Source organism: Aestuariivivens sediminicola (assembly GCF_022662015.1).
Lineage (GTDB): Bacteria > Bacteroidota > Bacteroidia > Flavobacteriales > Flavobacteriaceae > Aestuariivivens > Aestuariivivens sediminicola.
Window position 1 is genome coordinate 576,656 of the sequence record NZ_JAKMCM010000001.1, and the last position, 26,641, is coordinate 603,296.

General features: G+C 38.4%; 26 protein-coding genes. 21 read left to right on the plus strand and 5 right to left on the minus strand.

Annotated features, from left to right (window positions below):
* Positions 1-240 precede the first annotated feature (240 nt).
* Positions 241-669: an SRPBCC family protein gene (locus MR041_RS02495; RefSeq protein ID WP_242092002.1), complete on the plus strand. Its 429-nt coding sequence runs from the start codon at positions 241-243 to the stop codon at positions 667-669.
* Positions 659-982, plus strand: a complete 324-nt coding sequence (locus MR041_RS02500; RefSeq protein WP_242092003.1) for an ArsR/SmtB family transcription factor — start codon at positions 659-661, stop codon at positions 980-982. Before MR041_RS02495 ends, MR041_RS02500 begins: the two co-directional genes overlap by 11 nt.
* On the opposite strand, the gene dnaE is transcribed toward MR041_RS02500, so the two are convergent.
* Entirely contained in the window at positions 979-5,367 is a 4,389-nt protein-coding gene (gene dnaE, locus MR041_RS02505) for a DNA polymerase III subunit alpha (RefSeq protein ID WP_242092004.1), read from the minus strand. The two genes, MR041_RS02500 and dnaE, sit on opposite strands and share 4 nt — an antisense overlap.
* Positions 5,368-5,779: 412 nt before the next feature.
* On the opposite strand from dnaE, the gene MR041_RS02510 reads away from it, so the two are divergent.
* The 14 genes from MR041_RS02510 to rimM all read left to right on the plus strand — a co-directional run bounded on the left by MR041_RS02510 (position 5,780) and on the right by rimM (position 18,036).
* Positions 5,780-6,958, plus strand: coding sequence for a hypothetical protein (locus tag MR041_RS02510; protein WP_242092005.1), 1,179 nt, complete (start codon positions 5,780-5,782; stop codon positions 6,956-6,958).
* Positions 6,959-7,050: 92 nt separating this feature from the next.
* Positions 7,051-7,428 carry a hypothetical protein gene (locus MR041_RS02515; RefSeq protein WP_242092006.1) on the plus strand — a complete coding sequence of 126 codons (378 nt, stop codon included), beginning with the start codon at positions 7,051-7,053 and terminating at the stop codon, positions 7,426-7,428.
* A 16-nt stretch (positions 7,429-7,444) separates the two neighbouring features.
* The gene (locus MR041_RS02520) at positions 7,445-8,338 is read left to right on the plus strand and encodes a DUF5777 family beta-barrel protein (protein ID WP_242092007.1); all 894 of its coding nucleotides are present in this window, start codon (positions 7,445-7,447) and stop codon (positions 8,336-8,338) included.
* Positions 8,339-8,344: 6 nt separating this feature from the next.
* Positions 8,345-8,611 (plus strand): hypothetical protein, encoded by a 267-nt coding sequence (locus tag MR041_RS02525; RefSeq protein ID WP_242092008.1) that lies wholly within the window; start codon positions 8,345-8,347, stop codon positions 8,609-8,611.
* A gap of 21 nt (positions 8,612-8,632) precedes the next feature.
* Complete coding sequence (locus MR041_RS02530) at positions 8,633-9,634, plus strand: 4Fe-4S dicluster domain-containing protein (protein ID WP_242092009.1); 1,002 nt, start codon at positions 8,633-8,635, stop codon at positions 9,632-9,634.
* Between the two features lie 2 nt (positions 9,635-9,636).
* The gene (gene nrfD, locus MR041_RS02535) at positions 9,637-10,953 is read left to right on the plus strand and encodes an NrfD/PsrC family molybdoenzyme membrane anchor subunit (protein ID WP_242092010.1); all 1,317 of its coding nucleotides are present in this window, start codon (positions 9,637-9,639) and stop codon (positions 10,951-10,953) included.
* Positions 10,954-11,087: 134 nt separating this feature from the next.
* The gene (locus MR041_RS02540) at positions 11,088-11,822 is read left to right on the plus strand and encodes a hypothetical protein (RefSeq protein ID WP_242092011.1); all 735 of its coding nucleotides are present in this window, start codon (positions 11,088-11,090) and stop codon (positions 11,820-11,822) included.
* A gap of 10 nt (positions 11,823-11,832) precedes the next feature.
* Positions 11,833-12,231, plus strand: a complete 399-nt coding sequence (locus MR041_RS02545) for a c-type cytochrome (RefSeq protein ID WP_242092012.1) — start codon at positions 11,833-11,835, stop codon at positions 12,229-12,231.
* 192 nt (positions 12,232-12,423) lie between these two features.
* On the plus strand, positions 12,424-13,338 hold the full coding sequence (locus MR041_RS02550) for a 4Fe-4S dicluster domain-containing protein (RefSeq protein WP_242092013.1): 915 nt from the start codon (positions 12,424-12,426) through the stop codon (positions 13,336-13,338).
* Positions 13,335-14,672 (plus strand): NrfD/PsrC family molybdoenzyme membrane anchor subunit, encoded by a 1,338-nt coding sequence (gene nrfD, locus MR041_RS02555; RefSeq protein ID WP_242092014.1) that lies wholly within the window; start codon positions 13,335-13,337, stop codon positions 14,670-14,672. The genes MR041_RS02550 and nrfD (MR041_RS02555) overlap by 4 nt, the downstream gene beginning before the upstream one ends.
* 3 nt (positions 14,673-14,675) lie before the next feature.
* Positions 14,676-15,272 carry a hypothetical protein gene (locus tag MR041_RS02560; RefSeq protein ID WP_242092015.1) on the plus strand — a complete coding sequence of 199 codons (597 nt, stop codon included), beginning with the start codon at positions 14,676-14,678 and terminating at the stop codon, positions 15,270-15,272.
* A 419-nt stretch (positions 15,273-15,691) separates the two neighbouring features.
* Positions 15,692-16,753, plus strand: coding sequence for a lactonase family protein (locus tag MR041_RS02565; RefSeq protein WP_242092016.1), 1,062 nt, complete (start codon positions 15,692-15,694; stop codon positions 16,751-16,753).
* A gap of 108 nt (positions 16,754-16,861) precedes the next feature.
* Positions 16,862-17,380 carry a 30S ribosomal protein S16 gene (locus MR041_RS02570; protein ID WP_242092017.1) on the plus strand — a complete coding sequence of 173 codons (519 nt, stop codon included), beginning with the start codon at positions 16,862-16,864 and terminating at the stop codon, positions 17,378-17,380.
* Positions 17,381-17,511: 131 nt separating this feature from the next.
* Positions 17,512-18,036 (plus strand): ribosome maturation factor RimM, encoded by a 525-nt coding sequence (gene rimM / locus MR041_RS02575; protein ID WP_242092018.1) that lies wholly within the window; start codon positions 17,512-17,514, stop codon positions 18,034-18,036.
* Here the strand turns inward: rimM and MR041_RS02580 are convergent.
* Positions 18,025-18,498, minus strand: a complete 474-nt coding sequence (locus MR041_RS02580; protein WP_242092019.1) for a DUF2383 domain-containing protein — start codon at positions 18,496-18,498, stop codon at positions 18,025-18,027. The genes rimM and MR041_RS02580 overlap by 12 nt on opposite strands.
* Positions 18,499-18,722: 224 nt before the next feature.
* Here MR041_RS02580 and MR041_RS02585 point away from each other — a divergent pair, with 224 nt between their 5' ends.
* The 5 genes from MR041_RS02585 to MR041_RS02605 all read left to right on the plus strand — a co-directional run bounded on the left by MR041_RS02585 (position 18,723) and on the right by MR041_RS02605 (position 23,355).
* Positions 18,723-19,403: a tRNA1(Val) (adenine(37)-N6)-methyltransferase gene (locus MR041_RS02585; RefSeq protein ID WP_242092020.1), complete on the plus strand. Its 681-nt coding sequence runs from the start codon at positions 18,723-18,725 to the stop codon at positions 19,401-19,403.
* Positions 19,404-19,494: 91 nt separating this feature from the next.
* Positions 19,495-20,673: an acyl-CoA dehydrogenase family protein gene (locus MR041_RS02590; protein ID WP_242092021.1), complete on the plus strand. Its 1,179-nt coding sequence runs from the start codon at positions 19,495-19,497 to the stop codon at positions 20,671-20,673.
* A gap of 96 nt (positions 20,674-20,769) precedes the next feature.
* On the plus strand, positions 20,770-21,501 hold the full coding sequence (locus MR041_RS02595) for an SGNH/GDSL hydrolase family protein (protein ID WP_242092022.1): 732 nt from the start codon (positions 20,770-20,772) through the stop codon (positions 21,499-21,501).
* Positions 21,502-21,747: 246 nt separating this feature from the next.
* Positions 21,748-22,449: a formylglycine-generating enzyme family protein gene (locus tag MR041_RS02600; protein WP_242092023.1), complete on the plus strand. Its 702-nt coding sequence runs from the start codon at positions 21,748-21,750 to the stop codon at positions 22,447-22,449.
* A 6-nt stretch (positions 22,450-22,455) separates the two neighbouring features.
* Entirely contained in the window at positions 22,456-23,355 is a 900-nt protein-coding gene (locus MR041_RS02605) for a metallophosphoesterase family protein (RefSeq protein WP_242092024.1), read from the plus strand.
* Here the strand turns inward: MR041_RS02605 and MR041_RS02610 are convergent.
* From MR041_RS02610 to MR041_RS02620, 3 genes are read right to left on the minus strand one after another with little or no spacing between them, the layout of a single operon-like run.
* Positions 23,352-23,693: a hypothetical protein gene (locus MR041_RS02610; protein WP_242092025.1), complete on the minus strand. Its 342-nt coding sequence runs from the start codon at positions 23,691-23,693 to the stop codon at positions 23,352-23,354. The genes MR041_RS02605 and MR041_RS02610 overlap by 4 nt on opposite strands.
* A 3-nt stretch (positions 23,694-23,696) precedes the next feature.
* Positions 23,697-25,124: an NADH-quinone oxidoreductase subunit N gene (locus MR041_RS02615; protein WP_242092026.1), complete on the minus strand. Its 1,428-nt coding sequence runs from the start codon at positions 25,122-25,124 to the stop codon at positions 23,697-23,699.
* A gap of 21 nt (positions 25,125-25,145) precedes the next feature.
* Positions 25,146-26,633, minus strand: coding sequence for a complex I subunit 4 family protein (locus tag MR041_RS02620; protein ID WP_242092027.1), 1,488 nt, complete (start codon positions 26,631-26,633; stop codon positions 25,146-25,148).
* Positions 26,634-26,641 lie beyond the last annotated feature (8 nt).

Genomic DNA, 26,641 nt, shown 5'->3' on the forward strand with positions numbered 1-26,641 from the left:
GCTTACCACAACAGGAAGTAAATACCTTTCTTTTTTAGCCGCTCTATAAAGACGCCCCCTCCTTATTAATGATAAGACGCTTTGCAATGATTTTGCCTAAACATCGATTCGAATCCGTTCCTGTATCGGATCGCATTTCATCAATCTCATTCACAAAAGCAACCAAATAGTTGCGTATTAGAAAAATTTGATTTACATTAGCAACCAAATAGTTGCATAACAATCAAAAAGCAAACACTTATGAAAGACCTTATTACAAAAGAAGCCCATTTTAATCATCCTATTGAAAAGGTTTGGAATGCCATTTCTAAGGCTGAAGAGATTTCCACCTGGTTTATAAAAGCTGATTTTAAGGCTGAATCAGGATATCATTACACCTTCATTGCAAGTCAAAAAAATGATTGTGTCAATATTACCGGCGTGGTGATAGAGGCTACGCCTTATACCCTGATCTATACCTGGATAGTGGCCCATACCGAAGTGGAGACCACCGTAAAATGGGAACTTGAAGCCACCGACAATGGGACCAGACTCTACCTGGAGCATTCCGGTATTTCAAAATACAAAGGCGACACCGCCATTAAAATGTTTGAAAGTTTTAACGGTGGCTGGGCTGGTTGTATGACTGAACTCAGTGATTATTTAAAAAAATTGGTCAATGCAGGATAAGATCACCAGGCTTTTTAAAGCCATTTCAGACCCGACAAGGCGTGATATTTTTCACGCCTTGGTCATAGCGACATCGGCGCTCTCTATTTCTCAAATATCAAATCAGTTTGATATGACCCGACAAGGTGTAACCAAACATATTAAAACGCTTGAGGAGGCCGGACTTCTGAAAATTCAAATCCAAGGAAGAGAACGATTTTGCCTGGCTCAACCAAATGAACTTGAAGCCATTAACAAGTGGCTGAAATTTTACGAACAATTCTGGGATGACCACCTCGACCGATTAGGAGATTATTTGGATCATCAGACTTAGTTCAGTATATAAGGTACATGCTGCTCCTCCAATTCCTGTAATAACTCCTGACTCACTTTTACCTTTTGCTTTCTGCTACCCATGCTGAGTTTAATTTTTTCTTCGGAATCGTAAATCAAAAAATTAAGTGCCTGATTGCCCGGATGTAATTTTAGCAATTCCTTTAAAGCCAGTATTTTTTCTTTTTTCAAATCATTGATATCAACCTGTATGGACAATTTCTTGGCATAGGCATCCATGACATCATGAAGCAACTGGAAATTATTAAACTGTAATCGGGGTTCACCACGCTGGCCGGTATCCTTATTTATCCAACCCTCCCGGACAAATGTCTTCACAAACACGAAATTATTCTTCATTAAAAAATGTCTGAACTTAAGATATTCCTCCCCAAAAATTCGAAACTCAAAGCTGTCGGTATAATCTTCAACGGTGAATAGCGCCCATCCTTTTCCCTGTTTACTCACACGATGTTGTACGTCCGTAACCACACCTCCAAATATGAGTTCGCGATTCACAAAAGGTTCCAGGTTATTGAATAAACCCACCGTGGCATTGCAAAAGGTATTCATTTCGGTCTTAAAGTCATCCAGGGGATGTCCGGAAATATATATGCCAACGACCTCACGCTCCTTACCAAGTTTTTCCATGGTGCCCCACTCTTCGCACGGTGGCACCTGGGGTTCGGCTATTTGTACCGCACTCGCATCTCCAAACAGACTTACCTGTGCAGAATTTTCATTTTCCTGGTGCTTCGCTCCATATTTAATGGCCTTTTCCAGAAACGTGATTCCATCGCCGTCATCATGAAAGTACTGTGCACGATGCGTCGATTTAAAACAATCGAATCCTCCCGCAAGGGCTAAATTTTCAAATGCCTTCTTATTCGCCGCTCGCAAATCTATTCGCTTTGCCAAATCGAAAATGGACTTGTAGTTTCCATCCTTCTTTCTGTTCTCAACAATCGTCTTTACCGCACCATGCCCAACGCCCTTTATGGCTCCCATACCAAACCGAACCGCGTTATCCTGATTCACTGAAAACTTATAGTAGGATTCATTAACATCAGGCCCCAGGACTTTCAGCTTCATTCGCTTGCATTCTTCCATAAAAAAGGTCACCTGTTTGATGTCATTCATGTTATTCGATAACACTGCGGCCATATACTCTGCAGGATAATGCGCCTTTAAATACGCCGTCTGATAGGCGATCCAGGCATAACAGGTGGAATGGGACTTGTTGAATGCATAACTCGCAAAGGCCTCCCAATCTTTCCAAACCTTTTCCAAAATGTCCGCATCATGTCCATTCGCACTTGCCTGCTCGATAAATTTTGGTTTCATTTTATCGAGTACCGCGATTTGCTTTTTACCCATAGCCTTTCGCAATACATCGGCTTCACCTTTTGTGAAATTGGCTAATTTTTGAGACAACAGCATCACCTGCTCCTGATAGACCGTAATGCCATAAGTTTCCTTTAGGTATTCTTCCATGGCGGGCAGATCGTACTCTATCGCCTCATCACCATGCTTTCTCCTTACAAAACTGGGAATGTATTCCATTGGCCCGGGTCGGTACAGCGCATTCATGGCAATCAGGTCTTCGAAGACGGTAGGCTTTAAATCGCGAAGGTGTTTTTGCATACCCGGAGATTCGTATTGAAAAACGCCGACCGTTTCGCCACGCTGAAACAAATTATAGGTCATTTCATCATCCAATGGAAATGCTTCCGGATCAAGATCTATACCGTGCCTTGCTTTTACAATTTTTACAGTATCCTTTATTAAGGTCAACGTTTTTAACCCCAGAAAGTCCATTTTCAACAATCCGGCCGCTTCCACGACAGAATTATCGAATTGGGTTACGTAAAGCTCAGAATCCTTCGCTGTGGCCACCGGTACAAAATTGGTAATGTCGTCCGGCGTAATGATGACACCACATGCATGTATTCCCGTATTTCTTACAGAACCTTCAAGTGTTCTGGCCGTATTTACCGTTTCGGCCTCCAAATCGTCACCTTCCGATATATTTAAAAGTTGATTTACTTTTTCAAGGTCTTCTGCCCGAAATTTACTGCTTAAGCCTTTCTCGTCTAAGTCGAATATTTTGTTGAGTTTCGACATGTTTGGAATGAGCTTGGCAATTCTGTCGGCGTCAAATAAGGGCAGATCCAGCACACGAGCCGTATCCCTTATCGAGGATTTCGCCGCCATGGTACCGTAGGTGATGATCTGAGCGACCTGATTACTACCGTACTTTTTAATAACATAATCCATAACACGACCACGGCCCTCATCATCAAAATCGATATCGATATCCGGCATACTGATACGGTCCGGATTTAGAAAACGCTCAAAAAGCAAATCATACTTCAGTGGATCGATATTCGTGATCCATAAACAGTAGGCCACCACCGAACCCGCTGCAGAACCACGTCCCGGCCCCACAGAAACATTCATGTTTCGAGCTTCACGGATAAAATCCTCTACAATTAAAAAATACCCCGGATATCCCGTATTTTCAATAACACTGAGTTCAAAATCTATACGCTCCTTGATGTCTTCAGAGAGTACCTCTCCATAACGTTTTTTGGCGCCTTCATAGGTTAAATGTCTTAAGTAGGCATTCTCCCCCCGTTTACCCCCGTCAATCAGATCCTGTTCATGTTTGAACTCTTCAGGTATATCAAATGCCGGCAACAGGACCTCTCGAGCCAACTCATAGGTTTCAATCTTATCGACGACCTCCTGAATGTTGACAATGGCTTCAGGGAGGTCCTGAAACAGCTGTTTCATTTCATCAGAGGATTTAAAATAATATTCCTGGTTGGGCAGTCCGTATCGGTAGCCTCTTCCACGACCTATAGGTGTAGCCTGTTTTTCTCCATCCTTAACACAAAGCAGAATATCGTGTGCATTGGCATCCTCCTTACTTTGGTAGTAGGTGTTATTTGTAGCGACTATTTTGATATTGTGCCTTTTTGCCAGTTGTATCAGTGTTGGATTAACACGATCCTCATCTTCCTGATGGTGCCGCATTACTTCCATATAAAGGTCGTCCCCGAATTCCCCTTTCCACCATAGCAGGGCTTCCTCGGCCTGTACCTCCCCGACATTGAGCACTTTACTCGCAATTTCTCCGTACAAATTGCCGGTCAGGACAATGAGATCTTCCTTGTATTTCTGCACCAATGCTTTGTCGATTCTTGGAACGTAATAAAAGCCATCGACAAAGGCATGTGAGGATAACTTTGCCAAATTGTGATAGCCATTTTTATTTTTTGCCAAGAAGACCATTTGATACCCATTGTCCTTTCTGGTTTTGTCCAAATGGTTATCACAGACAAAAAACTCACAGCCAATAATTGGCTTGATCCTATTTTTTTTAACAATCTCCCCCTTTTTTTCAGCTTCCACAATATCGGCCTTTATCAGGCTGTTTTGCCTGTTTACGGCATTTATAAAATGAAATGCTCCCATCATGTTGGCATGATCGGTAAGGGCTACAGCGGGCATATTGTTTGCTGCAGCTACTCCAACCAATTCTGAGACACTCATAGTGGATTGCAGAACAGAAAACTGGGAATGGTTGTGCAAATGCACAAAATCGACATCAGCCAATTCGGAAACATTCTGACTTATTTCTTCCGATGAGATACTATCGGCTTTTTTGGAGGATAAACGCTGACGTATTTTGGAACTTTCCGATTTAAGATTTACATGATTTAAGCCAATGAGCTGAATGGTTCCTGGATGTTCCTCGGTAAACTTTTCAAAATACTCCGGAGTAACATCCAACTCCTCATCTGTATATTCCCGCAATCGGACCAACTCAAGGAAACACCGAGTGGTTGCCTCCACATCGGCAGTTGCATTATGCGCTTCGGCAAAGGCTTCATTAAATAAATGATGGTATAACTCAGTTAGGGTTGGCAATTTAAACTTCCCCCCGCGACCTCCGGGAATTCTGCATAACTCTGCAGTGTGTTCTGTACAGGTGTCTAATACGGGCAACTCCTGTAAAGCATTAGATAGCTCAGCTCTCACAAATTCAGCACCCATAATATTAAGGTCAAACTTCACATTTTGACCAACAACAAATTTAGTCTTACCCAGTGCCTCATTGAATTTTTCCAATACCTCCCTGATCGGTCGACCGTTCTCCTGTGCCAATTCAGTAGAGATCCCATGAACCTTTTCCGCATCATAGGGAATATTGAATCCTTCAGGCTGAATTAAATAATCCTGATGATCTAAACAATGCCCCATGGCATCATGCAATTGCCATGCAATCTGTATGCATCTCGGCCAGTTTTCCACATCGGTAACAGGAGCATCCCAACGTTTTGGGAGGCCCGTGGTTTCAGTATCGAAAATTAAATACATGCTGTTGTTTTAAGGGTTGTTGAAATCCTGCATTTTAAGCAAAATGGAAAAGTTTAAAAATACACAGAATTTCAACTTTATTAAAGTGAAGTTATAAACAGTTGTAAACAGACGAAAATGTTCCGATTTTGTGCGAATTTTTTCAAAAAAATGCAGTTCAACTCCGCTAATTAGAAGACTGAAAATCCATTTCCCCGGCATGTCTGCAAAAATTAGTGGTAAAAATCAATGTATCTGGAGAGGTCATAAAACGCTCAAAATCTTGATAATCAGTTACTTTATTTAAAATAAAACAAAAACTTTTCCCTACCCTATGAAAAATATTCTAATAAACTAAAACCTAACATTTGTCATAGTTTCGGGTAGGTTAAATTAATATTTTTCGTCCATCATATAATTAACAAATATCGTCATGAAAAATTTAAAGCTCATCATTAACTTGATCGTTATCACAACAAGTTTAATGTTATTCCAATGTACAAGTGATTACACCGCAATTGAAGGCCCAGCAGGTATTGATGGCATTGACGGGGTTGATGGCATCGATGGTATTGATGGCATTGACGGGGTTGGTGTTCAGGAATGTATCGACTGTCACGCCTCATCGCATAGAGCAGGCATTTTTGATGCATACTATATGTCAAATCACGGTGGCCAACCAGGGTATTCTTATGGATCATGGAGTAGAGGCACCAGAGAAAGTTGTGCCGCATGCCATAACAATGCTGGTTTTATTGATTATATAGAGACAGGAGGTGTAGCCAAAGGTGGTTATAATGAATCCAAACCACTAAACTGTACTGGCTGCCACAGTGTACATCGTTCATTCGATTTTGAAACCGACGGTAATGATTATGCTGTAAGAACCCTGGATCCAGTAGACTTCAGAGTATTTGCTGAGAATGATGCTCTTCCGGATTATATTTTAGATTACGGCAATGCCAGTAATATGTGTGCCAACTGTCATCAACCAAGAAGGGGAACGCCTGTCGCAGATGAATATCCCGGTAAATATTTACAAACCAGCGGTCACTGGGGACCACACCACGGTCCGCAAACGGCTCTGCTGGAAGGACTTTTAGGTGCCTACTCTACGTTCACATTAGTTGAAGATATCCCCGCCGTCAAACAAGCAGCCCACAGGACCGATACAGCCGCATGTATCGATTGCCATATGCGGCATACCACAGATGGTTCATTTGGACACAGTTGGAATCCTACAAGAAACAACTGTAATGACTGTCATGGTGGCAATGCACAAGACCTTGAAGTTGCCGGTTTGGAAGACGATTGGCTAGCATTGGGACACCTGTTAGAGCAAGTCGTAGGTCAGGCTATTGACGACGACGACCAACCTATGTTTGAAGCTGACGGCGTCACTCCGGTTCCAGTTGTAGGTATTGTTCATTACGAAGAACCAGATGATCCAAGTGAGGAAGGTGAATGGCATCCGCAAACCGGTCTATTTGACTTGAAATATGCCGAAGCCGCATGGAACTTCCTGTTTATCTATGAAGATAGAAGTATGGGTATCCATAATCCTGATTATGCAAAATCATTAATTAAGAATTCCTTAGCTAACATACAATAATTGAGGTTGATTACAATAGTTTGGTCTCAAGACCAAACTATTGTAGCTCCTCGAATGAAGTTGGCAATGAATTTTAGATAAAATTAATTACAATGAAAAAACTATTTAAAATAGTTCTCGTGAGTATTATCCCATTGGTCGTATTTTCATGTTACTATGACGAATTCCCGGAAGAAATAGTACAAGATGATGTGGTTATTGATCCTGACATTGTTGTCTCTTTTGCAGATGATATTGCACCCATATTTGTAAACTATAACTGTACACAATGTCATGATGCTTCAGGACAAGCTCCAGACTTAAGCCCAGGAAATGCATATGCCTCTTTACTAGCAGGATATGTTAACCCCGGCAACAGCGGCTCGAGCACACTATACATTCAATTGAATGATCTTGGTCACCAAAATGTAGATCCTGATGCGATAGCTTTAATTAAAAAGTGGATTGATGATGGCGCCGAGAATAACTAACCCTAAAGATGTTACAATGAAAACGTATAATATATTACTGTTTGTCTTATTAATTATTCCTGTTTTGTGCTTTTCACAGAAGAAGGCAAAAGACTCCATTGTTGAGCGACCCGCCCGTCCTGCTTTTGAAAGCGCTTCATTAATTGACAATGCCACAAACGTGTTATTTTCGAAAAATACTTTGGAAGTGGTAATGCAGCACAGATTTGGGCGTATAGAGGAAAAGAATTCTTTAGCCGGAATATATGGAGCAAATTCCAATATCAGAATCGCCCTGGCCTATTCTATTTTAGATTGGTTATCTGTAGGCTATGGTATCACTCAAGAAAATAGAACGAGTGACTTTAGCTTAAAAGTTGGTTTGGCAAAACAGACCCGTTCCGGTAGTACACCCATTAGCATTAGCTATTACGGAAATATAGCCATAGACGGTCGCTCTTTTGATACAAAATACCCTAATGGAGACTTTATTCCTCCTGATGCCGACAACGGTCCGTTCTTAAAACAACAAGACCGCTATTCCTATTTCCATCAGCTGGTTTTTACCAAACGATTTAGTTCAGACATCTCGTTCCAAATTGCACCGAGTTTATCGCATTTTAATGCGGTAAATTATGGTGGAGAGCATGATCGATTTGCCATAGCATTTGGTGGACGGTTTAAAGTAAGTCCTCAAACAGCACTGATTTATGATATTAGTGCCCCGATAACCCAGTTTGATAATAATAAATATAATGTAACAGGCTTTAGTTTTGGCGCAGAATTCTCAACTTCAGCCCACACATTTCAAATATTTTTAACCAATTTTAATGGCCTATTACCTCAGTATAATTACATGAAGAACACCAATAATTTTTTCGATGGTGGCGCCAGAATTGGGTTTAACATAACCCGTAATTATAATTTTTAAGACCATATGAACAACAAATCTGAAAAGAAAAGTCAGCTTTCACGAAGAGGCTTTCTACCCATTTTAGGTGGTAGTTTATTGTTGCCTTTTTTCGGAATGGGCAGTTCCAAAGATGCCTCGATCAAAACTCCGGAAGAAGACAGCTATCAAACCTTATTAAAACCTGACGGCACAACCGTGAAGGTAAAAGTGAGCACCTTAAAAAAATCAAAAATTATCAAGAAGGATGTATCCAATACATCCTTGCTTAAATGGCTCGGTAAAAAGCTGTAACCTAAAGTTGAAAATTCATTCATGATGGAAGATAGTAAAAACTCCAGACGTAAATTTCTTGATAAAGGGCTGAAAATAGGATTCGCATCTGCTATTGGAGGGCTTGGTTTGTCTCAGCTTTCAGAAAAATTAGGGGCTTCAAACAAGGCAAATGACGGAGAAAAAATAGAGTTAATGACCACAGATGGTTCTCTAATTCAAGTGGATGCCTCGGAGGTTATCGAAATAGAGCACTCAGAAGACCATGATACCAAATACAATGTTCGAGAGGGTTTTCCGAATCGAAAATTTGTAATGGTTATTGATCTCGCCAAATGTAAAAACGCCTTAAAATGTGTTGTTGCCTGCAACAAGCATCACTATGTCACCGGTGAAAATGCCTGGCTTAAAGTTCATAAAATGCAAGAGTCAAAAGATACGGCACCCTATTGGATGCCGAGAACTTGCATGCATTGTGATCAACCGGCATGTGTTACGGTTTGCCCTGTTGATGCCACCTTTAAAAGACGCGATGGATTGGTGCTGATCGACAATGAGCGTTGTATTGGTTGCCGGTTTTGTATGGCGGCATGCCCTTATTCAATTCGTGTTTTTAACTGGAGTGAGCCGGAGCAAGGTGAAATGAGCGAGATTACGCTAAACATGGTTGATTCATGTCATGACAATCCATCTATAGAATATGCAGGTGTTCCGAGTAGAAAAGGGACTCCTGATAAATGTGATTTTTGCCCTCATAAAATACATGAAAATGAATTGCCACACTGTGTAACGGCCTGCCCTAATGGTGTCTTTTACTTCGGCGATAAATACGAGGATACGGTAACCAATGGCGAGGAAACATTACGTCTAAGCAAATTACTCAAAGATAAAGCAGGTTACCGATTATTAGAAGAATTAGGGACTTCTCCAAGCGTTTACTATTTACCTCCTGTAAATCGTTTAGTCGAATTTGACAAAGGTCTGGAAAATTACAAGGAATTTGAATCGGTTGATAAACCCTATACTTTTGAAAATCCTGAATGACTATGAAAAATTATGATATCCTTGTAGAACATTTAGCCCCTAAAAAATTTGGAAAAAGAGGTAGAATTTGGGTTATTTTTTTGGTTGTTGTTATTGTTTTGGGACTCATTGCATACATTGATCAAATAAGACAAGGTCAGATTGTTACCAATATGCGCGATTATGCGCTTTGGGGCATATACATCTCAAATTTCGTCTTTTTTGTCGCAACCAGTTTCGTAGGATCTGTTACCGTGGCCATTTTAAGATTAACGAATAATTCCTGGAGAACCCCTTTAGTTCGAATTGCTGAAATCATTACGTTCGCATCTATTGTGATGGCCGGTTTAACCATTATGATTGATATGGGGCGTCCTGACAGATTATTAAACCTATTTATTCATGCAAGATTGCAATCCCCAATCACCTGGGATGTCATTATAATTCCAACAACCATTGCCTTGAGTTTCCTGTTATTGTATTTTCCTCTTTTACCCGATTTGGGTATACTTAAAAAATATTACGAGAAGACGAAACCCAAATTCAGCAAATGGTATGGGAAACTTTCGCTTAACTGGACCGGCAGTGAACGTCAGAAGTCAATACAAGAAAAATCCATTAAGATCATAGCTATTTTAATTATCCCTGTTAGTATTATTCTACAAACTATAGATGCATGGTTGTTTTCGACCACCTATAGAATTGGATGGGATAGCACCAATATGGGGGCCTATTTTATCTCAGGCGCTTTTGTTGCGGGATTAGGCGCATTAGTTACCATGGTTTACATTATTCGGAGGGTTAGAGGTTTGGACCATTATATTACAGATTATCATTTTGATAAGCTGGGGAAATTTTTGGGCCTGGCCTGTCTAACATACCTCTATTTTAACATCAATGAGTATCTAATCCCAATTTTTACAGCACCTGTTGAAGAAGACATCCATTTAAATTCCTTGGTTTTTGGTGAATGGGCCCCCTTATTTTGGTTCTCACAGATCGTTGGTCTTGTTTTACCTCTGGTTATTTTATTATTTAAAAAAGGCCGAAGGCCCGGACCTATGTTCATCGTTGGCTTAATGGTTGTTCTTGGTTCCTGGTGGAAACGATACATTATCGTTATACCGACACTTTTGCATCCTTTTTTACCTATTGAAGGTGTTCCTGAGTCCTGGCACCATTATTTCCCAAGTGCCCATGAATGGATCATCACGTTTGCAACTTTGGCGATGGCTTTATTGATTATTACGCTATGCGTCCGTTATTTACCGGTTATCCCCATACAACGAACAGCAGATGAAAAGAATATGACCACAAACAAGAAAACTACGGAATCATGAAAAAGATGTTAAAATTTCCTGTTGTTTTTTTCCTAATCATCGGAATATTTATATCGTCTTCCGGTATATCATCAGTTTATGCCCAAAAAGCTAAAAAAAATACTGTACGGTTAAGAGTAGACTATATTAAAATTATGGACAGTATATCTTATTTTAATATAAAAGCGTTTTCGAGGGTGAATCGTGAAAATATTGATGTCTCCGACATCGATTTAACCGTTTACAACGAAATTGACGATGAGAATATCGAATTAGGTTCGACCACAACTGACAGGAATGGTGAATGTAAATTTATTTTGAAAAATTTTAATACCATTGCATCAGACTCTACTGGCACTTATAATTTCGTTGTGAAGTTTAAAGGAAATGACACCTATAAAAAGGCTTCTAAAAGCGTTAGCTTCAAAGACGCCAGTATTGAAACAAATTTAACAACCAAAGACAGCATCAATTATGTTAGTGCCATTCTTAAAGAAACAATAACAGACAGTGTTTTAAGTGACAAATTGCTTAATGTTCAGGTTCAACGATTGTTTAGACCTTTAAAAATTGGAAAAGAATTTAACATGACCGATGAAAATGGATCGATTATTGTAGCTGTAGATAATGACATTCCAGGAATTAATGGAAATTTGATGATTGAAGTGACATTAAGCGATAGTGATTCCTATGGTACAGTTAAGGCCTTAGTTAAAGCGCCATATGGTACTCCCATAGTTGAGGAATCGACCTTTGATAAGAGAACTATGTGGTCGCCGCGAAATAAAACACCGTTATTTTTGTTAATATTTCCGAACTTAATAATTTTTGGAATATGGGGTTTTATTCTATTTTTATTTTATAACTTATTCAAAATATCTAAATCTTAATTATATTATCATGAAAGTATTGAAAACATTAACATTTATAGGAATTTTAATACTGAGTTTATATTCATTTACATCAGTATTTCAGGATGGCTGGAATATACCCGAAAAATATGTAAATATGGAAAATCCGACGAATCCTGATGAAGATCTGGCCATAGGAAAAGCCCTATACAGTAAGCATTGTAAATCATGTCATGGCAAGGAAGGCTATGGTGATGGCCCTAAAGCTGCTGAAATGGATGGAGACTTAGGAGATTTTTCCAGTGAAGAATTCCAGGAGCAAACGGATGGCGTACTTTTCTATAAAACATCCTTTGGAAAAGATGATATGCCGGAATACACAAAAAAAATTCCTGAGGACGAGGACAGATGGCTAATCGTTAATTATATGCGAACACTAGCCGAATAATTTTTTTGCTTCCATTTTAAAAAACCGAACCTGTCGTTCGGTTTTTTTATTTTCACAGAATTCAAAGCAGTTGATATCACATTTTTATCATTTACCAAATATGCCAAACATGACATAAGTCATCAAATTTCAGGGTTTTACATGCTATATTTAGTCTTCGTGAAGATTGTTGGTTTAATTCAAAAAGTAATTATGGAAGACAATAAACTAAGATCTGATTCAAGGAGAGGATTTTTAAAAAAACTCTCCTCCGGAAGTATTCTTGCCGCAACAGGGCTGGCATTTAATTCACTTTCCTCCTGTAAGGATGAATCAACAGAAAAAACCACCTTATTAACACCTGAGGGTAAACTTGTTCAAGTGCCAAATTCTGAAATTGAAGCCATGGAACATTTGCAGCATGGTGCACCTCCTGAAGAAGCACGTCAAGGCATTCCGGGCAAAAAATATGTAATGGTTGTAGACCTGAGCAAATGCAAGAATGCCAGAAAATGTATTCATGCCTGTGATAAGCATCACAACCTCACTCCTGAAAGACCCTATATAAAGGTTCTCGAAATGAAAGACAATGAAAAATCCTCCCCTTATTGGATGCCTAAAAAATGCTTTCAGTGTGACAACCCGCCATGCGTAAAAGTTTGTCCCGTTGGTGCTACCTACAAACGCACAGATGGGATTGTACTAATAGACAACGAACGCTGCATAGGCTGTCGCTTCTGCATGGCTGCCTGTCCCTATTCTGCAAGGGTATTCAATTGGGGCAACCCTCCGGAAGGCAAATTAGATATCCCCTATTCTCCTGAGACAAGTCTTCCGAGCAAACAGGGCACGGTAGCGAAATGTGATTTTTGTCCGGATATGCTTCGCCAGGACAAACTGCCGCATTGCATTACTGCCTGTCCTAATGGTGTAATCTATTTTGGAAATGAACTTGAAGACGCCGTAACCAACGGTGAAGAAACCGTCAGATTAAGTACCCTTTTAAAAGATAAAGCAGGTTACAGGTATATGGAAGAACTTGGAACAAAACCTCGTGTTTATTATTTACCACCTGTAGATCGACTCTTCCCGTTTGAAAAAGAAAATTCTGAAAACAGCACATCATGAATACACATGTCAAACATCAGCAAGAGTTTAAAGACAGGAGAGAAAAGGACCTTTTAAGACATATTTTAAAGACCTCATGGCGTTATAAGCTATGGATAGCTTTTTTAGTTCTTGTTATAGCAATAGGGATGTATGGTTATTACAGACAGTTAAAATACGGATTGATTGTCACGGCGATGCGAGATTATACATCATGGGGCATTTACATATCGAATTTTGTATTCTTCGTTGCCATTAGTCTCGTGGGATCTCTCTTTAGTTCCATTCTAAAGCTAAATAAGAATGAATGGTCTAAACCACTGACACGGATTTCTGAAATTATTGCTGTATCCGCTATTATATGTGCCATTGTCATTATCATTGTGGATATGGGAAGACCGGACCGGTTCTTTTATGTAATTAAATATTTAAGAATTCAGTCGCCAATTATATGGGATGTGATTATTATCTCTACCTATCTGGTCATTAGTTTAATATTACTTTATTCCTCGTTGCTCCCGGATCTTGCCCTCTGTCGGGATCGATTAACGGTAATTCCTAAATGGAAAAAGAAATTATACAGAATTTTGGCCATTAACTGGCGAAACCACCCTAATCAACTAGCCATGCTTCAAAAGGTGACTAAAATTTTAGCCATCTCTGTACTCCCGGTAGCATTTGCAATACACACGGTAACTTCATGGCTTTTTGCAACCACCTGGCGACCAGGATGGGACAGCACCAATTTAGGCCCATACTTTGTCTCTGGGGCTTTTATGGCCGGTGCAGCGGCAATAATTATTGCCATGTACTTTATACGGAAGTCGCTTCATCTTAAGGCTTATATTACAGAAGCTCATTTTGATAAAATGGGCAAATTACTGGTTCTATTATCATTGGTATACCTCTACTTCAACATTAACGAATATTTGGGTCCTGCATTTAAGATGGTTGGTGTTGAAGGAGAACATATTATTGAGTTATTTGTTGGTAAATATGCACCAATGTATTGGTTTGTTCAATTAGGCGGTCTTGTATTACCTATTGTATTCTTGCTATTTAAAGGCATGCGTCGGTCGTTCCCCATCTTTATAATTTCAACTTTTATAATTTTAGGGGCATGGTTTAAACGGTTTTTGATCGTCATTCCATCACTTCAGCATCCCTATTTACCAATTCAAGGTGTTGATGAATCCTATTTACATTACGATCCGACATGGGAAGAATGGGCCATAACCCTTGCTTCATTTGCCTGGTTTTTATTAATTATTACGGTCCTTATAAAGCTATTTCCAGTAATACCGATAAAAAAGCACGAGCATGTCTCAAAACGTCACCCAATTCTAAATTTTTAAAATATGAAAACTAAAATTCTTCATAGTGCCTGGGGTTTGAAAATATCATGTTTGGTTTTTATTATGATATTTAACGCTAATATAGTGTGCGGACAAGACGATGAAATCAAGGAAGAGGCAAAAATAGCCTTATCTTTTAATGAAGATGACAGATCTAAAATAATAGTAGCCACAGCAACCAACATAAGTAACGAACCTATTGAAGACCTTGAATTATATTTTTATATCAAAAGATCCTTCAGTAATTTACCAATTGGTGATTTTTTTAATTCTACAGATGAAACCGGGGTTGTTGAAGTTGAGTTTCCAGCTGATCTTCCCGGTGATTCTGAAGGAAATGTTACGATTTTAGTTAAATTAATGGATTCTGATCTTTATAATGATCAGACTATTGAAACTGTCAAAAAATGGGGTGTTCCATCGCCTTCACCAGATCATATAGACGAGAAACGATCGCTATGGGCCGCGGCAGCGAATGCTCCAATCCCGCTTATCATCATTATTAGTGCTTTAATTTTTTCTATTTGGTTTATTATTTTTTATATCATCTATATACTCTTTAAAATAAATAAAATCGGAATCATTGATTCAAAACCTTAATAAGAGAAATAATTTTATCCTAACATCAAAGTCTTTTTTTATAACCCGTTCTTCCAATTTGGATATGGTTGGTCATTGCATTACTATTCATGCTTATTTTCACGGCAAGTTATAACAAACGCCGTATGGATAACCAGTTTGAATTGGAAGATCGTTAACATTTGATTAATACAAAAAAAAGAGCAACATTTCGTGTTGCTCTTTTTCTATTATAAGTTAAAAATCTATGACACCAGTTCCTCATGGACTCTTTCAGCCTTTATAGTATCCTTAATAGCGTTTTTCTGTTTTAATAACATATAGATAGATTGAATGCCAGTCAATTCTGTTAACTTACTTTTTCTATTAAAGCAGATCTTAACAGAAATGCAATGAATTATCTTAATTTATCATAAATTAGAACTCTAAAACAACTACCCATGAGAATCTGGCCTTTTTTAATTTTTCTTATTTCCTTTTTTTACCTGAGTTGTGACGACAAAACCACTCCGCTCTATGTTGGAACCTATACCCAGGGCGAAAGTGAAGGAATTTACAGCTTTGAGTTCAATACCAAAACCGGAGAACTTACGCACAACTATTTAGTGGCTAAAACTGATAATCCCTCTTTTTTGACATTTGCCCCAAACCGAAAATTCCTCTTTGCGGTAAATGAAGGAGAAACTCCAACCGTTTCTTCCTTTAAGGTTGAGGATAGCGAACTTTCTTTTCTAAGCAAAGTCTCGAGTCATGGTAACAGTCCCTGCCATATCGCCTTAAACGAAACGGGTGATAAAGCGGTTGTTTCTAATTATGGTGGAGGAAATTTTGCACTATTCTCAATTAAAGACAATGGTGAAATCGATGAGGCCTTTCAAGTTGTGGAGCATCAGACCGACTCTATTAGCTCTCATGTGCACTCCGCAGAATTTATAGAAGATCATTTATACGTTGCTGATTTAGGGAAAAACGCAGTTTATGATTATGAGCTGCGAAACAGGAAGTACGTGCTCAGAGATTCATCTATTGTAAATATGGCTCCTAATTCCGGTCCCAGACATTTCACATTTACAAATGACAATAATTTCATATACATTATAAACGAACTGTCAAGTACGATTACTACAGCCAAAAGAACTGACGAAGGGTTTAAATTCATTGAAACAGTTTCAACTCTGTCTAAAGATTTTAAAGGCGATAGCTTCTGTGCCGATATTCACTTGTCGAAAGATGAGAAATTTATTTACGGATCGAATCGCGGTGAAAATTCAATTGTTGTATTTAAACGTAACAACAATGACGGAACACTTGAAAAAATTCAAAATATAAGTGTACACGGGGATTGGCCAAGAAATTTTACAATAGATCCATCAGGTAATTTTCTGTTGGTTGCCAACCAGAGAAGTCATAATATTACTGTATTTAAAATAGACAAATACAATGGTAGACTCACTTTTTTGCATGAAGTAGAAGTGCCATCGCCTGCCTGTCTGCTGTTTTAAGTTATATTGTTTTTTCGAACCGAAAAAACATTTAATAATGAAAAAAATATAGTATCTTTGCGGCCTTATTAATAACCCGGGGTCGTGAACCTCAACTAATTAATTATTATGTCAGTAAAAATTAGATTACAAAGACACGGTAAAAAAGGAAAACCTTTTTACTGGATCGTTGCAGCAGATGCACGAGCAAAAAGAGATGGTAAATACCTGGAGAAATTAGGTACTTATAATCCCAACACCAATCCGGCAACCATCGATTTGAGTGTTGATGATGCCGTAAAATGGTTACAAAATGGTGCTCAGCCTACGGATACAGCGAAAGCTATTTTATCTTACAAGGGGGCATTATTGAAAAATCATCTTGCTGGCGGTATTAAAAAAGGGGCTTTAACGGAAGAACAGGCCGAAGAAAAATTTAATGCCTGGTTAGAAGAAAAAGCTGCAAAAATTCAAGCTAAAGCTGATGGTTTATCAAAAGCAGAAGCAAAATTAAAGGCTGAAGCTCTTGCCGCCGAAAAAGCAGTTAATGAAGCGCGAATTGCTGCTGCCGCGCCTGTTGTTGAAGAAGAAGTTGCGGAGGACGATACTCCTGCGGCTGAAGCAGAAACAACAAAAGAAGAAGAATAAAAAAGTTATTTTTTATACTTTTAAACTCCGATAGTCTTATCGGAGTTTTTTATTTTGAAATATCGAAATCATCGATTCGATGACTCATTTAACTCCTGAACTGTTCCCGACCGTGTTCGAATAGTTGTAATATGAAAAAAGACGATTGCTTTTATTTAGGCCGAATAATTAAAAAATATAGTTTTAAGGGTGAAGTTTTGGTAAAACTTGACACCGATCAACCTGAGCTTTATGAACATCTGGATGCTATTTTTGTAGATCTTAGAAATAACCTGATCCCCTTTTTTATAGAACATTCACAATTACATAAATCCGAATTGCTTCGCATAAAATTTGAAGATGTAGATAACGAAGCCGATGCAGAGGCTATTTTAAAAAGTGACCTTTATCTACCCCTTAATTTACTTCCAAAATTAGAGGGTAATAAATTCTATTATCACGAAGTAATCGGTTTTACCGTTAAGGATAAGAATTATGGTGATGTAGGTATTATAACATCGATTAATGACAGTACAGCCCAGGCACTGTTCGAAATACAACATAAAGGGAAGGAAGTCTTAATTCCAATGAACGATGAATTTATCCTAAACGTAGATAGAGTAACTAGAACTATTTTGGTTGAGACTCCTGAAGGATTAATAAATCTATACCTTTAATCTGGATACCGTAAGCGCTCTGTTGGCTTTAATGGTATTCATAGTCACATGAAGTTTATCACGCTGACCCACCAATAATTTGCAGAGAGATAAACTCAGATTAATTTCTTGCAATAAACTATTGTAATTGTCTATACTCCACTGCTTAACATTGCAAACCTGATCGAGTAATTCACGCTCAGCACCCTCTTTTAAGAGTGGTCTGACATTTTTCCATATCATATGGTATCTGCTGCTGAGTCTATTCAATCGATCGAAATCTTGTGGTTCTTCACCAAGCTTGGTAATTTCCTTTTTAAGTGCTCTGATAAAATCATTTCTTTCAAAGCTTTGTTCTCTAAAAAAAGTCTTTAAATCATCATCCATGACCAGGTCCGAAGCATCCGAATAGATCTTTTCAGCCTCATAATTCATCATCAATACATTATTAATTTTCGTAATAACCTGTTCTGAGATTTTCATATCCTCAATCCTACTTTATACTCTAATTGCGTAAATATAACTAAAAACAAAGGCTGTAAGTATAAATTTTAACAGAGTTTATTTACAGGTTTTTAACATTTACCTGAAGAAACTTTTATATTCTTTATACATTTAGCCATCAAAAAACGCCCTTCCTATAACTAAAAATGTCTCAAAAACCCTTTGTTTTTAAACGTTTTCGCGTTAAACAAGATAGATGTGCCATGAAAATTGGCACAGATGCAGTCCTGCTCGGGGCATGGACACCAATAAAGCACGAGCTTCATTCTATTTTAGATATCGGCACAGGTACAGGAATACTAAGTTTAATGTTAGCACAACGTACTCAGGCCAAACGAATTGACGCCATAGAGATTGATGAAAACGCCTATGAACAGTGTGTTGAAAATTTTGAAAACTCTAATTGGAACCATCGCCTGTGTTGTTATCATAGTTCAGTCATTGATTTTACCGCTGATCCCCCAACGGATGCCGTTGGAAAAAAGATAAAATATGGTCTTATTGTTTGTAATCCTCCGTTCTTTTCGGCGGAATATAAAACGAACAGCAACCAACGAAATATAGCCAGATTTCGAGACGCTTTGCCCTTTGATCAATTAGTGGCATGTGTTTCAAAACTGTTACATCCAGAAGGTGTCTTTTCTGTCATCATTCCATATCAGGTCGAGGATCAATTTGTTAATTATGCTTCAAAACATAAACTTTATCCAAATGCTATTGTTCATGTCAAAGGAACAAAAAGCACCAAAACGATACGAAGTTTAATAGCCTTTTCATTTCGCAAAAGTAAGACACAGGCAACCGAATTAATAATCGAAATTCAAAGGCATGAATATTCCCGGGAGTACATAGATCTTACAAAGGAATTCTACCTGAAAATGTAGTGCTCGAACCTTTTATTATTCGTAAAAAAAGGCTGTTTTAATTATTAATTTTAAATAAATTTGCCTGTATACTGATTAAATTTTTATCCTTATGAAACCGGACTTATTTGAAGCACCTGATTATTACAATCTAGACGAACTGTTAACTGAAGAACATAAATTAGTTCGTGATGCAGCGCGTGAATGGGTAAAACGTGAGGTATCACCTATTATTGAAGATTATGCTCAAAGGGCTGAATTCCCGACACACATCATAGGAGGCTTGGCAGAAATAGGTGCATTCGGGCCTTATATCCCCATGGAATATGGTGGTGCAGGCCTCGATCAAATTTCTTACGGTCTCATTATGCAGGAAATTGAACGTGGTGATTCCGGCATTCGCAGTACAGCTTCTGTGCAATCATCACTGGTTATGTATCCGATTTGGAAATATGGAACTGATGCTCAGAGGCAAAAATACTTGCCAAAATTGGCCAGTGGTGAATGGATGGGCTGTTTTGGCTTAACTGAACCCGATCATGGTAGTAACCCTGGCGGGATGACTACCAATTACAAAGACAAGGGGGATTTCTATTTGCTGAACGGTGCAAAAATGTGGATTAGCAATGCACCCTTTGCTCACATTGCAATTGTCTGGGCAAAAAATGAGGAAGGCCGCATACATGGATTAATAGTGGAACGAGGTATGGAAGGGTTTTCAACACCTGAGACCCATAACAAATGGTCTTTAAGAGCTTCTTCAACAGGTGAACTTATCTTTGACAATGTCAAGGTCCCAAAAGAAAACTTACTGCCTAACAAATCAGGTTTAGGGGCGCCTTTAGGATGTCTGGACTCTGCACGCTATGGAATTGCATGGGGGGCTATTGGTGCGGCAATGGATTGTTATGACACTGCTTTGCGTTACAGTAAAGAACGTACACAATTTGGTAAACCCATTGGACAATTTCAGCTGCAGCAAAAAAAACTCGCTGAAATGATTACCGAAATTACTAAGGCACAATTGCTCACCTGGCGACTCGGTGTCTTACGCAATCAGAACAAAGCGAGCTCAGCCCAAATATCAATGGCCAAGCGAAACAACGTTGATATGGCCATACATATTGCCCGGGAGGCAAGACAAATTTTAGGCGGTATGGGTATTACCGGTGAATACAGTATAATGCGTCACGCCATGAATCTTGAAAGTGTGATAACCTACGAGGGAACACATGATATCCATTTATTAATTACAGGTTTGGATATTACCGGACTGAATGCTTTTAAATAATTTTTAAAGTCGAGATTGTAGAATATACAGGGCCTCGAGAACTCATGTTATGTAGTCAAAAGGTATAATTATTTATATCTTTACATAAAAAGCAAAATGAAAAAGATTATTTATATGCTGGTATGTTGTGCCTTAACATATTTTGGGTGTACTGCAGAACAAATGACCGAAAATAAGGTAATGAACCTAAATGAAGAACTCAATGACACCCAGGAACCCCGAACAGCATTCAAAATTTTAGCATTAGGTGACAGTTATACCATTGGAGCAAGTGTTTGTGAAAGTTGTAGATTTCCTGAACAATTGAAGGCACAACTGGAAAGTCATTTTGGGACAGATTACAATTTTGATTTAAAGGTAATTGCAGCTACAGGATGGACCACAACAAATTTAATTAATGCTATTGAAGATGAAAGCCCTGAAGATTCGTACGACTTGGTTACGCTCTTGATCGGGGTTAACAATCAGTATCAAAACAAAGCTTTTTCACTTTACGAAACTGAATTTCCAGAACTTGTAAATACCGCAGTCAATCTCGGGAAAAAAGACAAAAACAATTGCATTGTTATTTCCATACCGGACTATGCTTACACGCCATATGGAAATGGAAACAGGAACATTTCAGCTGCTATTGATAAGTACAATAATTTCGCGGAAAATTATTGTATATCAAAGGGAATAACCTATGTTAACATTACTGCTATAACGCGATTGGGATTAGACCAACCAGAGTTAGTAGCCTTAGACGGGTTGCATCCTTCTAAGTTAGCCTACAGTAGGTTTGTCGAGCTTATACTTCCGTACGCCATTAATAAACTCAAATCATAGGAATGGAGCATAACCCCTATTATTCTTTTTTACTTCATTAAAGTAAAATCGTATCTTTATTTCAGTGAAGATCTCCATTGCTAGATCTTATATTCCAGCCAATAAATTCTATTGTACAATAAGATATTCACACATTTTAGTTAATCCAATTTTCAAACTGCTTTTATGAGGGCTTTCCTTGTTTTATTATCAATCTTCATTCTTCCCCTTTGCATCATGATGAGTGGCTCTTTGAAAAAAGGTGTCATGAAGAAAATGAATAACCAGCTCAAAGAAGGAAAATCAGGTTTTGAAATGGTTTTCGTTAAGGGTGGCAGTTACATTATGGGAGGCGAAGATGCCATTAATGATGGTGGAGACCAGGCATTACAAATTGCTGATGAATGTCCACACTCCGTTTCGGTTTCGGATTTTTATATCGGTAAATATGAAGTGACTCAAGCCGATTGGAAAGCAGTTATGGGCGCTTACTCTAACGATAATAACCAATGTGACGAATGTCCTGTAAGTCTCGTGTCATGGGATGATATTCAATTATTTATTAATACCTTAAACTTAAAGTATGCCGAAAATTACAGGCTTCCAACAGAAGAAGAATGGGAGTTTGCCGCCAAGGGAGGGAATTATGGTCAAAACTACAGGTATAGCGGTAGTAACATAGTGGAGGAAGTAGCATGGTTTCAGGGGAATTCAAAATACACCGTGCAACGCGTCGGACAACTAAAACCTAATGCGCTAGGTATTCATGATATGAGCGGTAATATTTGGGAATGGTGCACTAATTTTAAAACGCCTTATCCTTGTGATACTCTTGGAAGGGCATTTGATTCCAGAGTTCTCCGCGGTGGTTCTTATAATCATAGAAAAGAAAGTGTACGGATTATCGATAGAAATGCCAGGCATTCATCAATGCGTTTATTAACTTTAGGGTCCAGACTTGCTAAATAGCAACTTATGTTTTCATCTCATAAAAGGCTCGACAAGGCCTATCGACATGCCAAGATCATCAGTTTTGATGATGACGATAAATTTATATTGTTTAGTGATTGTCACAGGGGGGATGATAGTTTTGCAGACGATTTTGCTAACAACAGAAATATATATTACCATGCGTTGAAGCACTATTATACCGAAGGATTCCAGTACATAGAAATTGGTGATGGCGATGAACTATGGGAAAATAGATCATTTAAGGCCATTTTCAGGGCACATAAGAATGTCTATTTGCTCCTAAAATCATTCTATCAAGTCAATCGACTACATCTCATTTGGGGGAATCACGATATGGTCTATCGCGATTCCAATTATGTTGAGAAACACTTATCCACCTACTTCGATCCCAAAACCGGAAAGGAAATCGATCTTTTTAAGAATATCACCTTTCATGAAGCGATAATTTTAAATCATCGGAAAACCAAGCAAAACCTTTTTTTAACACATGGACACCAAGCAGATTGGTGGAATTTTGTGTTTTGGAAATGGAGTCGATTTTTAGTTCGGATTCTTTGGAAACCTCTTAACGTTATGGGCATTGCAGACCCGACAAGTCCTGCTAAGAATTACAAAGAATTGATAAAGATAGAGAGAAGAATAAAAAAGTGGATAATCAAGAAAAATGATCTTTTAACTATTATTGGACACACGCACAGACCACGGTTTCCACAACCTGGTGATATTCCACTTTTTAACGATGGCAGTTGTGTGCATCCAAGATGTATTACGGGCATTGAAATTGAAAACGGAAGTATTTCATTAGTTAAATGGCAAATAGACACCACGGAAGATGGTGTGCTACAAATTGTAAGGATATTACTTGAAGGTCCGCAAAAATTATCGGATTATAAATCCGATTAAGGATTCGGTGTTGATGATCCGTTATTCCAATATTGCGGTTTGGTGTCTTCTGTTTCCTGGTTCCAATATCCTCTGGTTACTTTACGCCCATCAAAAGTTTCTAATTTACGCTGAAAGACCCAGATTGTTGGGTTAAAAACCATATCGGTAACGCCCACTGTATACAACTGCGGATCTTCCTCTGATTTTCTTTTATCTTCGTCAATCAGAACTTCAAAGCCATTGTATTCCAACAGATTTTTTAGAAATTCTTTCCTGTCCTCCGTGACTCCCTTTTCTACGAAAGTAACCCTTGTATCGCCAATACTACCAAACATATGCTTTCCTGATAATGACATAATCTACTGTAGGTTTGCACTTAATTCATAAATATACTCATATACGGGACTATAGATCCCCAACACTAAAATACCAATCACTGCGATCAACAGACCGAGCCTCATATAAATTTTGTTTTCAAAATAAGGTATCGCATTATTACTTTTTCTTAAAAACATTGCGCGTACCACCAATAAATAATAGTACAATGAAATAGTAACGTTAAACACTGCCAAAAACACTAAAAAATAATATCCTTCACTCGCGGCGGCAGTAAATAAAAAGAACTTTCCAAAAAAGCCTGCAACAGGCGGTATCCCTGCTAAGGAAAATAATGCAAGCATCATGATCAAACTTAAGTTGGGGTTCGTTCTGTAAAGTCCTTCATAGTCGCCCATAAGTTCCTTACCTGTTTGAAGTGATATGGCTTGTACGACACCAAAAGCTGCCAAATTTGAGAAAATATAAATTAAGACGAAATACATAACTGTAGCAGCTCCCAACTGATTTCCTATCATTAATCCTAAAAGAATAAATCCTGCCTGGGCAATTGAAGAGTAGGCTAAAAATCGTTTCATGTTTTGTTGTCTAAGGGCAAACAGATTGCCCAAGAACATGGTTGCAACTGCAATACCATAGAGCAATTTATCCCAAATTTCCATTAAGGGCTTAAAGACAGTAAATAATAAAATCATCAAAATAAACACAGCTGCTCCTTTTGATATGACCGATAAATACGACGCTATTGCTATTGGGGCACCTTCATATACATCGGCCGTCCAAAAATGAAATGGCACTAAGGATATCTTAAAAGCAAGACCGGCTATAAATAATACAAATCCTAAAAGGGTTAAATTATTCGCTCCAACAGTTAGAATGATATCATTGAAATAAATGGAACCACTTGTGGCATACAAAAATGAAATTCCCATAAGAGCCGTTCCTGAGGCCATCGCTGCAGAAAGTATCAGTTTAATTCCTGACTCACTTGAAATCCTTTTGGTGGTCTCATAGGCCGCCAAAGCTGCCACGGGAAGCGTTGATAATTCCAATCCGAGATAAAACATTAAAAAATCTCCGGAAGAAATCATAAAGTACATTCCTAAAAGAGAAGAAAACAGAAGGATGAAAAATTCCGTTCCCCTACTATTCTTCATTATTTTTTCCTTTACCCAATCTCCAGATTGCAATAACAAAATTAAAACACCAATATTCAGAATGTTTTTAAACAATTCAATCATGGCATTCGTATGGAACATCCCCCCGAACAATCGCCCCTCTTCCAGATTAAGAAACCCTATGGCTGTATGCAGGCCAAATAAAAAGATAGATAAATGAATCACCGCATCTTTTTTAGCCTGTGAAATAAAAATCTCACCAACTATCAGCAGTAAAATAACTACTAAAAGTATGACCTCGAATCGCATTAATAAAATGTTACTTAAATCCATTTTTGGTTATATTCATTGTTCCTATAATAATCCTTGTATAAAAGGCTGTAAACTTTCCAAAATCATATCACTAATCCAAAGTGGTGCGACACCTATACCAACTATGGGGAGAAGCAATAACAGTATGCCCAATTTTTCGAACCACGTGACCTTATTCAATTTCAAAAAAGACTCATTTCTCACCGGGCCCATGAGCATTATCCCAACCACTCTTAAAATATATACCGCTGTAATAACAATTACCGTTACCGATAGAATTGTAGCAATTCTAATGAATAAACTCTCATCCTGAAATGCGCCAACGAATATGTTCATTTCAGCAACAAATCCACTAAAACCGGGAAGACCAAGAGAAGCCAGTCCTGCGATGACATATATTGTTGAAATAAATGGTATTACTTTTAGTAATCCTCCAAGCTCGGTTATATTTCTTGTGTGCGTTCTTTCATAAATCATTCCTATTAAAGCAAAAAATAGTGCCGTCATAAATCCATGCGATAACGATTGAATTATGGCACCGTTCCATGCTGTTTTATTTAACATTAGGAGCGCAAAAAGCACAAGTCCCAAATGGCTTACTGAAGAATACGCATTGATATACTTCAAATCTGTTTGCTTTATCGCACTAAAAGCACCATACACAACTCCAATAACAGAAAGGATAATAAAAATCCAAGACCATTCTTTAGCACCTTCAGGTAACAGATACATGGCTACTCTAAATACACCATAACCACCTAATTTCATCAGCACACCTGCATGTAACATTGATACGGCCGTAGGAGCAGATGCATGTCCATCGGGCGACCAGGTATGGAAGGGGAACAATGCACCAATTACGGCAAAGCCCACAAAGGTAAGCGGGAAAAATAAGCGTTGGGCTTCAATCGGTATATTGGCCTTTGCTATTTCCAAAATATTAAAGCTCAGAACGCCTCCATCCGCTCCAGAATTAAAATAAATACCTAAAATCCCTATTAATAAAACCGCTGAAGCTCCCATTAACATCAAGGTTAATTTCATAGCTGAAAACTCCCTCGGTCCAGAACCCCAAATACCGATCAACAAATACATGGGGATAACTGCAACTTCAAAAAACACAAACATGGTAAACAGGTCCAGGGATATAAAGAACCCGTAAACACCGATTGAGAGTACAATCAAAGAGATAAAAAATTCCTTTGGTAAATCGAATATTTTCCATGATATAAAAACACCTGCCAGGACAACAATGGAAGTTAGCAATAACAAGGCAACAGAAATACCATCCACCCCAATGCTATAATGGATATTAAAGGGTTGAAACCAAACCACATCCTTGGTAAAAACCATGATGTCATCGCTCACAGCCCGCTCTTTTAAATAGGCGAATACGAGATTAATAGCCATGCCCAGCTGCAATAAGCTGCCCGACATTGCTATAATTCGAGCCTGCCTTAAATTTTTACTGAATAACAATGCTACAATGGTAGCTACTGGAACAATAATAAAAAGTGATAGAATATCCATATTAAATT